This is a genomic window from Streptantibioticus silvisoli (assembly GCF_027947535.2).
Taxonomy (GTDB): domain Bacteria; phylum Actinomycetota; class Actinomycetes; order Streptomycetales; family Streptomycetaceae; genus Streptantibioticus_C; species Streptantibioticus_C silvisoli.
This window is the reverse complement of sequence record NZ_JAAGKO020000072.1, coordinates 21,646-32,177: the sequence shown is the minus strand read 5'-3', so window position 1 is coordinate 32,177 and position 10,532 is coordinate 21,646. Positions and strand designations below refer to the sequence as shown.

At 73.9% G+C, this 10,532-nt stretch carries 8 protein-coding genes; 4 read left to right on the top strand and 4 right to left on the bottom strand.

The window, feature by feature from the left end:
• The first annotated feature begins 503 nt into the window (after positions 1-503).
• From POF43_RS31035 to POF43_RS31025, 3 genes are all read left to right on the top strand, one after another.
• Positions 504-1,715, top strand: a complete 1,212-nt coding sequence (locus POF43_RS31035) for a transcriptional regulator (protein WP_308217781.1) — start codon at positions 504-506, stop codon at positions 1,713-1,715.
• A 358-nt stretch (positions 1,716-2,073) separates the two neighbouring features.
• Positions 2,074-3,591, top strand: coding sequence for an acetaldehyde dehydrogenase ExaC (gene exaC / locus POF43_RS31030; protein ID WP_271315434.1), 1,518 nt, complete (start codon positions 2,074-2,076; stop codon positions 3,589-3,591).
• Entirely contained in the window at positions 3,591-4,028 is a 438-nt protein-coding gene (locus POF43_RS31025; RefSeq protein ID WP_271323006.1) for a DUF779 domain-containing protein, read from the top strand. The genes exaC and POF43_RS31025 overlap by 1 nt, the downstream gene beginning before the upstream one ends.
• Before the next feature lie 52 nt (positions 4,029-4,080).
• Here POF43_RS31025 and POF43_RS31020 read toward each other — a convergent pair whose 3' ends face one another.
• From POF43_RS31020 to POF43_RS31005, 4 genes are all read right to left on the bottom strand, one after another.
• Positions 4,081-4,743, bottom strand: coding sequence for a peptidoglycan recognition protein family protein (locus POF43_RS31020; protein WP_271315436.1), 663 nt, complete (start codon positions 4,741-4,743; stop codon positions 4,081-4,083).
• Positions 4,744-5,338: 595 nt separating this feature from the next.
• Positions 5,339-5,824, bottom strand: coding sequence for a peroxiredoxin family protein (locus POF43_RS31015; protein WP_271315437.1), 486 nt, complete (start codon positions 5,822-5,824; stop codon positions 5,339-5,341).
• 174 nt (positions 5,825-5,998) lie between these two features.
• The gene (locus tag POF43_RS31010) at positions 5,999-8,422 is read right to left on the bottom strand and encodes a SpoIIE family protein phosphatase (RefSeq protein ID WP_282704880.1); all 2,424 of its coding nucleotides are present in this window, start codon (positions 8,420-8,422) and stop codon (positions 5,999-6,001) included.
• A gap of 196 nt (positions 8,423-8,618) precedes the next feature.
• On the bottom strand, positions 8,619-9,530 hold the full coding sequence (locus tag POF43_RS31005; RefSeq protein WP_271323008.1) for a LysR family transcriptional regulator ArgP: 912 nt from the start codon (positions 9,528-9,530) through the stop codon (positions 8,619-8,621).
• Between the two features lie 66 nt (positions 9,531-9,596).
• Between POF43_RS31005 and POF43_RS31000 the strand changes: the two genes are divergently transcribed.
• On the top strand, positions 9,597-10,211 hold the full coding sequence (locus POF43_RS31000) for a LysE/ArgO family amino acid transporter (protein ID WP_271315440.1): 615 nt from the start codon (positions 9,597-9,599) through the stop codon (positions 10,209-10,211).
• The last annotated feature ends 321 nt before the right edge of the window (positions 10,212-10,532 follow it).

The window sequence follows — 10,532 nt, the reverse complement described above, 5'->3', positions numbered from 1 at the left end:
GGGGGATGGGGGGGGGGAGGGGGTGGGGGGCGGGTTGGCGCACCGGGGGGTGGGTGAAGTGAGGGCGGAGGTGGGCACGTTGGCGGTCGTAGGGGTGGGTGAAGTGAGGGCGGAGGTGGACGTATTGGCGGTCGTGGCGGATGCGGGGGTGGGCGAAGTGAGCCCGGTAGTGGGCGTGTTGGGAGGCGCGTTGAGCGAGACGGCGGATGCGGCGGCGATGGTGGCGAGCGTCTGGAGGGGCGCGGCAGCGGGCGTGGTGGGAGCATCCGCGAATGGCGAACGCGGAGGCGGGCGTTGGGGCGGCGGCGGACGCAGCGGTGGACGCGGCGGTGGGCGTTACCGGCGCGTCGGCGAACGTGACCGGTGAACGTTGCCCGGCCGTCGGCGGGCCCGCCGTGGGGCGATCGTCGTCGTGTCGCCGCGTCAGGGTGCCGTCACGCGGCGCAGCCGCACATAATGGGGAGGATCGGCCGAGCGACGACGAAGTCGGGGGCGTCATGATCATGAGCGCGGATTTGCGGCAGCGGCGCGCCGTGCTGGAGGACGCCTGGTCGCGCTGGGTGCCGGTCGGCGGTGCCGGCGCCGCGAGCCGGGTGCGGCCCGAGGTCGCCGACTCCTGGCGACGCTCGCTCGGCTCGGTGGACCCCGGCCGGGACAGCGCGCCGGTCTTCGAGGGCGGTGCGGTGCAGGGCCGCTGGTCGCACTCGCCGCTGCGCCGCCCGGTGGAGGAACTCGCCGGCGAGCTGCGCACCATAGCCGACGACGCCGGGTTCGTCGCGGCGGTCACCGACGGGACCGGCACCATCCTGTGGACCTGCGGCGGCCGTGTCATGCGGCGCCGTGCCGAACGCGTCAACTTCGCGCCCGGTGGTCGCTGGGACGAGGCCGCCATGGGCACCAACGCGCTGTCGCTGGCGCTGCGCACCGGCCGCGCGCACAGCGTCTTCTCCGCCGAGCACCTGGTCGAGGCGCTGCACGGCTGGGTCTGCTATTGCGCGCCGATCACCGGCCCGGACGGCCGGGTGCTGGGCGTGCTGGACCTGTCGACCACCTGGGACCGTTCGCACCCGCTGGCGATGTCCACCGTCCGCACCCTGGTCACCGCCATCGAGGACCGGCTGCCGTCCGCCGCGCCGCCCCCGGCCGCCGCGCCCGCCGTCCGCCTGGAGTGCCTGGGCGGCGCCGCCGTCACCCGGGGCGGCGGCCGGCTGGCGCTGCCGCCCCGGCAGGTGGAGATCCTGGCGCTGCTGGCCCTGGAACCGGACGGCTTCACCCCGGAACGGCTGCGCGAGGCGCTGTACGGCGACCGGCGGGTCAGCGCCTCCACCTTCAAGGCCGAGGTCTCCCGGTTGCGCCGCGCCCTGGACGGCCACCTCGCCACCCGCACCTACGCGTTGACCCGGCCGGTGGCCTGCGACGCCGTCGAACTGCTGGACGCGGTGCGCCGCGGTGACACCGGCCGGGCGGTACGGCTGCGCCGCGGTCCGCTGCTGCCCCGGTCCGAGGCGCCGGGGGTGCGGGTGTGGCGCGACCACCTGGAGGTGACGCTCCGCGAGGCGGTGCTGTCCGCCGGATCGGCCGACGACGCGGTCCGCTACGGCGAACGCGTACCGCACGACGCCGAGATGCACCACCGCGCCCTCGGCCTGCTCGACCCGCTCGACGCCCGCCGCGCCCCCGTCGTGGCCCGCCTGACCGCCACGCACACCGACTGAATCATCACGTATACCGGCTGAACCGTGGCGTGTACCGGCTGAATCGTCGCGTACACCGATCGAACGTGGCGTACACCGGCTGAATCGTCACGTATACCGGCCGATACGTCGCGTACGCGGACCGATCGTCACGTACACCGATCGAACCGTCGCGTACACCGACCGACCGTCACGTACACCGGCTGAACCGTCGGCACCCCGCAGGCAACCGGCCCCGCACGTGACCGGCCCCCGCGGGCGGCGCGTCGCGTGGTCGCGTGGTCGCGCGCCAACCTTTCGCCAACCTCTCGGCGTCACCATGGCCCCGGCACGGCGGCCGGGACGGGCCGCCGCGTACGTCACCCTGCGAGGAGAGCCCATGGTTTACGCGAAGCCCGGCGCCGAGGGCAGCATCGTCAGCTACGCCGCGCAGTACGACAACTTCATCGGCGGCAAGTGGGTCGCGCCGGTCAAGGGCCGTTACTTCGACAACCCGTCGCCGGTGGACGGCCGCACGTTCTGCCGGGTCGCCCGGTCCAGCGCCGAGGACGTCGAACTCGCCCTGGACGCCGCGCACGCCGCCGCCGACGCGTGGGGCCGCACGTCGACCACCGAGCGCTCGGTGCTGCTCAACCGGATCGCCGACCGGATCGAGGAGAACCTGGAGAAGCTGGCGGTCGCCGAGACGTGGGAGAACGGCAAACCGGTCCGCGAGACGCTCGCCGCCGACCTGCCGCTGGCCGTCGACCACTTCCGGTACTTCGCCGGCGTGCTGCGCGCCCAGGAAGGGTCGATCTCGCAGATCGACGAGGACACCGTCGCGTACCACTTCCAGGAGCCGCTGGGCGTGGTCGCCCAGATCATCCCGTGGAACTTCCCGCTGCTGATGGCCACCTGGAAGCTCGCCCCCGCGCTGGCGGCCGGCAACTGCGTGGTCATCAAGCCCGCCGAGCAGACCCCGGCGAGCATCCTGCTGCTGATGGACCTGCTCTCCGACCTGCTGCCGGCCGGCGTGGTCAACGTGGTCAACGGCTTCGGCACCGAGGCGGGCAAGCCGCTGGCGTCCAGCCCGCGGGTGGCCAAGGTCGCGTTCACCGGTGAGACGACCACCGGCCGGCTGATCATGCAGTACGCCAGCGAGAACATCATCCCGGTCACCCTGGAACTGGGCGGCAAGAGCCCCAACATCTTCCTGCCGGACGTCATGGCGGCCGACGACGACTTCCTCGACAAGGCGATCGAGGGCTTCGTGATGTTCGCCCTCAACCAGGGCGAGGTCTGCACCTGCCCGTCCCGCGCGCTGATCCCCGCGTCCATCTACGACGAGTTCATGGCCCGCTGCGTCGAGCGGACCAAGGCGATCACCGGCGGCGACCCGCTGGACCCGGCGACCATGATCGGCGCCCAGGCCAGCAACGACCAGTACGAGAAGATCCTGTCGTACATCGACATCGGCACCCAGGAGGGCGCCGAGATCCTCACCGGCGGCGGGCGCCGCACGGTCGACGGCTACGAGGGCGGCTTCTACGTCGAGCCGACCATCTTCAAGGGCACCAACGACATGCGGATCTTCCAGGAGGAGATCTTCGGCCCGGTGGTGTCGGTGGCCACCTACGACACCGTCGAGGAGGCGGTGCGCCTGGCCAACGACACCCTCTACGGCCTCGGCGCCGGCGTGTGGACCCGGGACGGCAGCACCGCGTACCGGCTGGGCCGGGCCATCAAGGCGGGCCGGGTGTGGACCAACTGCTACCACGCCTACCCCGCGCACGCCGCGTTCGGCGGTTACAAGAAGTCCGGTATCGGCCGGGAGAACCACCTGCGGATGCTCGACCACTACCAGCAGACGAAGAACCTGCTGGTCAGCTACTCGGGCAAGAAGCTCGGGTTCTTCTGATGCCGCGCGTCGAGCGGGTCACCCTGACGCCCGCCGCCCGCGAGACGGTCGACCGGCTGACGGGGGAGCACGGGCCGGTGATGTTCCACCAGTCCGGCGGCTGCTGCGACGGCAGCTCCCCGATGTGCTACCCGCTCGGCGAGTTCCGGGTCGGCTCGCGCGACGTGCTGCTCGGCCGTGTCGGCGACGGTGTCCCGTTCTGGATGAGCGCGGACCAGTACGCCTACTGGAGCCACACCCACCTGACGGTGGACGTGGTGCCCGGCCGCGGCTCCGGCTTCTCCCTGGAGGCGCCGGACGGCGTGCGGTTCCTGATCCGCTCGCGCCTGATGACCGACGAGGAGGCCGAACGCCTCACCGCCGAGCCGCCGTTGCCCACCGGGGCCGACACCCCCGGCGCGGACGGCGACCCCGGCGGCGCGGCCGGCGCCGGCTGAACGGCGCCCGCGGGGCCCGGTCCCACGACCGGGCCCCGCGGCACGCCGGCCGTCACATGCGGGCCGCGGTGTCCGTACGCAGCTGGGGGAGCATCGCGTAGAGCTGGTCGCCGGGGCACTCGGTGTCGTTGAAGTCCCGGTGGCCGAAGATCTGGGTCGGGGAGAGGTTGTACTGGTAGCAGATGTACGAGCACATGCTGACCAGGCTGTCGTACAGGATGGCCGGCGGGGCCACCGACGTGTACGTGCCGTTGTTCTCGATCCCGATGCCCTGGCTGTTCTGGCCGACGGTGTGCGCGCCGACCACCATGTCGCTCCCCGCCAGCAGCCGTTCCAGGCTGCGGTGGCGGCCCTCCATGACGATGCCGCTGCGGCTGATGGTGAAGTGCTGGCCGGAGTCGATCCAGCCGTTGGTGTCCATGTGCAGGTCCTGGATCTGATGCGCGATGGCGAACGAGCCGGACTCCCCGGTGTCCGGGGTGTTCGCGAACGCGGTGTGGTGCACGATGATCTTGTTCGGGTTGTTGCCCGCGAGGACGACCGGCGAGGACGGCGGACGCGCGTCCCAGGCGGTCGTGTCGAAGATGTTGGGCTCCGGGACGGCGGCCTGGGCCGGGGCCGCGCCGATGATGACCGCACCGGCCCCGATGCCGATCGCGGCGGCCGAGGCGAGGAATCTGCGGCGCGGCATGGCCGCGTGGTCGTGGTTCGCCATGGGTGCTCCCGAGTGGGGTGAGGGAGTTTCAGGTTCGGGTCCTTCGGACCGCTGCTGAAACTTAGTGCCCATCAGGGGGCCCCGGACAGGGGTCGGTTGAAAGTTTCCGCCAACCGGCACGGTCTTGCCGCCGACCCGGCAGGACGACGCCTGCGCTGACAACGGGTTCCGCGGGAACGGGGTGGCGGAGGGGTCTTCGTGACGTATACGTCGGCTTGCGGCGTGCGTGGGCCTGCGTCGGCCCGGCCGTTTTCGTGACGCGTACGTCGGCCTGCGACGTGTGTCGACTTACGCTTGGCCGGGTGCTTTCGTTGCGTAATACGTGGGCTCGCATCGGCTTGCTGCGGCCCGGGTGCTTCGTTGCGTATTACGTGGGATCGCCGCCGCCCACGCCGTTTTCGTGACGCATACCGCTGTCGACGAGCAGGCGGCCCGGTCGGTGCCGGTACTGGCGGCGTCCGCCGTGCGCCGCTCATGGCCGCGCCGCCCACGGAGTGCCCCGGGCGGCGTTCCCACCGTCGGCGTCCCTCACCGGCGGGGCGCGGGGGGCGCCGGCCCCGATCCGGTCGGCGCCCCCCGCTGTTCCCCTCCGGGATCAGCCGGCGGACAGTGCTGACAGTTGCTGGGTCAGCGTGTCCACCGACTGGAACGTGGCGCCCAGCAGCGCCACGTGCTTCCAGCGCAGCACCCCGTCCGGTCCCACCAGGAACACCGCCCGGCGCAGACCCAGACCGGGTACCGCGATCCCGAACGCGCGGGCCACCTCGCGTCCGGTGTCCGCCAGCAGCGGCATCCGCAGGTCGTACTTGCGGGCGAACGACTCGTGGCTGTCGACGTCCTGCGGGCTGATGCCCCACACCTCGGCGTCCAGCCCGGCGAACCGCTCCAGGCCCGTGGAGTACGAGCACATCTGCTTGGTGCACACGCTGGTGTCGTCGCCCGGGTAGAACGCCAGCACCACGGGATGCCCCGCCGCCTGCGACAGCCGGTACTCCCGCCGGCTGAAGCCCTCGCCGTCCGCCACGCCGCCCGGCAGCGCGAAGTCCGCCACCTTGTCACCGATCTCGGGTGTGCCCGCCATCAACGCGTCCTTCCTCCGGGCGAACCGATCCGGCCGCCGTCCAGCTTCCGGCACAGGGTATTCGGCGCCGGCCGTGCGGCGGATGGGTGCGAATCCGCGATCCGTCCACCGCGCGGTACGAACGCGCCTGTGGGCCCCGCCGACCGGCTCCCGCCACGGTCCCGGCGGCGAGGCTCAGGCCGCTCCCCGGGTGCCGTCGCCCCGGGACGGCGGCACCCCGGTGAACGGCCGGCCGTCGGCGCCGGTGCGCCGCCCGTCGCCGTCCCGCCCGTCACTGTCCCGCCCTTCGGCCTCCGGAGCGTCCGCGTCCGGAGTGCCGGGCGGGTCTGCCGCGTTCGGCCCGTTCGGCGCGTCCGGTGTGTCCGCTGTGTCGTCCGGGGTGGAGAGCGGCTGCTCCGACCAGACGGTCTTGCCCTCGGCGGTGTAGCGGGTGCCCCAGCGTTCGGTGAGCTGCGCGACGAGGAACAGGCCCCGGCCGCCCTCCTCGTCGGCGGCGGCCCGCCGCACGTGCGGGGTGGTGTCGCTGGCGTCGAAGACCTCGCAGGTCAGACTGGTCTCGCGGATGAGGCGCAGCCGTACCGGCGGGCGGCCGTAGCGGATCGCGTTGGTGACGAGTTCGCTGGCGACCAGTTCGGTGGGGAACGACTGGTCGCGCAGGCCCCAGCGCGCCATCCGGCCGGCCACGTCCGCGCGCACCCGGGCGACCGCCGACGGTTCGAGGGGCACGTCCCAGACCGCGACCCGGTCCTCCGGCACCCCCCGGGCCCGCGCCACCAGCACCACCGCGTCGTCCTTGCCCGGCACCCGGGGCAGCCCGCCGGTCAGCGCGCCGCACACCTCGTCCGGTGAGCCCTCGCCGGCCGCCAGCGCCCGCCGCAGGCCCTCGCGGCCGCCGTCCGCCGCGGGCAGCGCCGCGCTGTACAGGGCCAGCAGGCCGCCCTCCGGAAGCGGGAACTCCGCCGTCTCGAACGGCAGGCCGGCGCCGAGCCCGAGCGCGGGACCGGTCCTCGACTCCAGGAACCGCGACGTGCCGTCCGGCAGCGCCACGGCCGGCGGCGGGTGGCCGGCGCTGGCCAGGCTGACCCGCTGGGCCACCGGGTCGTAGACCGCGTACAGGCAGGTGCCGCCCGGGTCGGTGTCGGTGTCGTTGGACTCCTCGTGCAGCCCGACCACGATGTCGTCGAGGTGGGCCAGCAGCTCGCCGGGCGGCAGGTCCATCCGGGCCAGGGTCTGCACCGCGGTCCGCAGCCGTCCCATGCCGGCGGCTGCGGCCAGCCCGTGCCCGGCGACCTGCCCGACGACCAGCGCGGTGCGCGCCCCGGACAGCGGGATCACGTCGTACCAGGCACCGCCGACCTGGCTCTGCGCGGCCGGCAGATAGCGCCGGGCCACGTCGACCGCGGTCTGGCGCGGCACGTCCTTGGGCAGCAGGCTGCGCCGCAGGGCCAGCGCGGCGGTGCGTTCCCGCTCGAACCGGGACGCGTTGTCGACGCAGGTGGCCACCCGTTGCGCCAGCTCCTGGGCGAGGGTGATGTCGTCGGGCTCGAACGGCTGCCCGGCGCGGCCCAGGAAGCGGACCTGGCCGAGGTTGCGGCCGCCGGCCCGCAGCGGGATCAGCAGCAGCGGACCGCCGCCGTTGGCCGGGGGCGGGGAGTCGGCCACCGTGCGCAGCGCCCGCGGGGCCGGGGCGTCGTCGGCGGAGGGCGTCGGGGTCACCACGGCGTCCAGCAGGTCGACGGCCGCGGAGGCGGCGAACCGGGGGACGGCCACCGCGACCAGCCCGCCGGCCACCCGGACCGCGTCGAGCGTGCTGCCGATCCGGGCGCTCGCCTCGTCCAGCAGCTTCAGCCGCTCGCGGGCCCGGAACCGCGGGGTGACGTCGATGACCGCGTACCCCACGCCGGCCACCCGGTTAGCCGAGTCCTCCAGCCGGAAGCAGGAGAACGACAGTGCCACCTCGCGGTCCGGCGAGGCGTCGGTGAGGCCGTGGTACTCGAAGTCGTTGACCGGCCTGCCGGTGCGCATGACCTCCTTCATCACGCCCATCACGTTCCGGGAGGCCGGCCGGGGCAGCACGTCGTCGATCCGCCGCCCGTACCGCGCGCCGGCCGGGACGCCGCCCATGCGTTCCAGCGCCGGGTTGATCCACACGTACCGCAGGTCGGTGTCGAGTACCGCCAGGCCGATGGACGTGCGGTCGGCGAGGCCGGCCAGTACCGAGCGGCCCACGTCCCGCCGGACGGCCTCCGCCGACGGCAGCGCGGTGACCATCCACCGCAGCTCCCCGTCCGCGTCCCGCATCTCGTTGACCCGGGCCCGTACCCGTACCGTGTGCCCCTCGTGGTGCCGCAGCGCCAGTTCCCCGGTGTCCCCGTCCCGGCACCAGCGGCTGACCAGGCCCTCGACGCGCACTCCGTCCGCCAGCAGCCGGTTCGCCCGCAGCCCGATGGCCTGCGCCGCGTCGTAGCCCAGCAGCCGCCGCGCCGAAGGCCCCCACGCGGTGATCGTCCCGTCGTCGGCCAGTTCCGCGGTGGAAACGGCTCCCGGGCCGAACGGCAGTCCCTCGCCGTCGCCCGTCGTCACCCGCCATGCGCCCATTCGCGTCCCGCTTCACCCTCCGACGGCCCGGCCTGCCCGTCACACCAGGAAACCACCTTTGGCCCGGGTTTTCCCTCCGTGCCCGCCCGGCCCGGGTTCGGTCGGATTTTTCCGCGATGCGGCGGCAGGCGGCGTTGGACGTAGCGGCGTGAGGTATACCTGCCGGCGCTGCCGCCTGACGGCTGACGCGGGCCCGTCAGCCGTCGTCGAGCGTCGTGGCGGCCTGCTCGGCGACCGCGCGGGCGGCGGCGGTGAGGGTGGGGGAGTCCAGCCGCCACTGCTGCCAGTACAGCGGTACGTCGACCGGCCGGTCCGGCGCCAGGTCGACCAGCTCGCCGCGCTCCAGCCGGCCGGCGGCCTGGGCCTGCGGGACCATGCCCCAGCCGAGCCCGGCGGCCACCGCGTCCAGGAAGCCCTCGGACGTCGGCACGTGGTGGCGCAGCGTCCCGGCGCCGGTCCCGCCGGTGACCGCGTCGGCGAAGGCGTCCTGGAGCCGGTCGCGCCGGTCCCACACCACCACCGGCACCCCGGTCAGCAGCTCGCCCAGCGGCGTCGCCGGCCAGCCCGCCAGCCACCGGGCGACGAACGCCGGCGCCGCCGCCGCCCGGTACCGCATCCGGCCCAGCCGCCGCACCGAGCAGCCGGCCACCGGGTCCGGCGAGGAGGTGACCGCCGCCATCACCAGGCCCTCGCGCAGCAGCGCGGTGGTGTGGTCCTGGTCCTCGCGGCGCAGTTCGAAGCAGATCCGCGCGTCCTGCGGCACCCGGCCCAGCGCCGGCAGGAACCAGGTGGCCAGCGAGTCGGCGTTCACCGCGATCGTCACCCGGGACGGCTCGCCGGCCGGCGTCATCCCGAGCTCGGCGAGCGTGTCGCGTTCCAGCCACGCCAGCTGCCGGGCGAACCGGGCGACGGTCCGGCCCGAATCGGTCAGCCGCAGCGGCTTCGTCCGTTGCAGCAGCACCCGGCCGACCCGTTGCTCCAGCGCCTTGATCCGCTGGCTGACCGCCGAAGGCGTCACGTGCAGCACGGTGGCCGCCGCGTCGAAGGTGCCCTCGTCGACCGCGGCGAGCAGGGTCCGTACCTGGTCCAGGGGCAGCTCGGTCGTCACGAGCGCTAATGATACGTAAGAATCATTAGCTTTACTGATGATGGCTGGAGTTCCTACCGTCGTCCGGTGACCCACTTCGTCTCCGCGGCCGCCGCGGGTTTCGGCACCGGCCTGTCCCTCATCGTCGCCATCGGCGCGCAGAACGCCTTCGTCCTGCGCCAGGGGGTGCGCCGTGAGGCGGTCCTCGCGGTCGTCGGCATCTGCACGCTGTCCGACGCGCTCCTCATCGCGCTGGGCGTCGGCGGCGTCGGCGCGCTGGTGACCGCCTTCCCCCGGGCCCTGCTGGCGGTCCGGGTGCTCGGCGGCTGCTTCCTGCTGGCCTACGGCGCCCTGGCCGCCCGCCGCGCCCTGCGCTCCGGCGAGAGCCTGCGGACCCCGGGAACCACCGCCGGGTCGGCGCGTCGGGCGGTGCTGACCTGCCTGGCGCTGACCTGGCTCAATCCGCACGTCTACCTCGACACCGTGCTGCTGCTGGGTTCGGTCGCGGCCGGCCACGGCACGGCACGCTGGGCGTTCGGCGCCGGCGCCATGGTGGCCAGCGCCTGCTGGTTCACCGCCCTCGGGTTCGGCGCCCGGCTGCTGAGCGGCCTGTTCGCCCGCCCCGCCGCCTGGCGGGTGCTGGACTGGCTGGTCGCCGCCACCATGGTCGTCGTCGGCGTCACCCTGCTCGCCGGAGCCTGAGCCCACCGGTTACGGCCGCGGGCCTCGGTGACGCGGCCGGAGGAAGGCACCCGCGGGGGCCGTGCGCCGGAGCCGGACCTCGTGGCCGGCCCCCGCCTGTCGGAGTGCGCCCCGCCCGGACCCTGCTCATCGGCGGCAGTGACAGGTGCCGGGTGAACGACCCCGCCCGCCGGACCCCGCTTGTCGGACCCCATGCGCCGGATGGGACCTCATGCACCGGAGTCGGACCTTCACGCGCCGACCGCCGGGACGTCGCGTCGGCCGCCGGGGCCGTTTTCCGCAGGACGGAGGCCGCGCCCGCACCGGAGGGTCTCCGCGCCG

Excerpts from the sequence above, each read along its gene's own strand:
- POF43_RS31035 (WP_308217781.1), top strand. The coding sequence starts at position 504 with ATGAGCGCGGATTTGCGGCAGCGGCGCGCCGTGCTGGAGGACGCCTGG.
- exaC (WP_271315434.1), top strand. The coding sequence starts at position 2,074 with ATGGTTTACGCGAAGCCCGGCGCCGAGGGCAGCATCGTCAGCTACGCC.
- POF43_RS31025 (WP_271323006.1), top strand. The coding sequence starts at position 3,591 with ATGCCGCGCGTCGAGCGGGTCACCCTGACGCCCGCCGCCCGCGAGACG.
- POF43_RS31020 (WP_271315436.1), bottom strand. The coding sequence starts at position 4,743 with ATGGCGAACCACGACCACGCGGCCATGCCGCGCCGCAGATTCCTCGCC.
- POF43_RS31015 (WP_271315437.1), bottom strand. The coding sequence starts at position 5,824 with ATGGCGGGCACACCCGAGATCGGTGACAAGGTGGCGGACTTCGCGCTG.
- POF43_RS31010 (WP_282704880.1), bottom strand. The coding sequence starts at position 8,422 with ATGGGCGCATGGCGGGTGACGACGGGCGACGGCGAGGGACTGCCGTTC.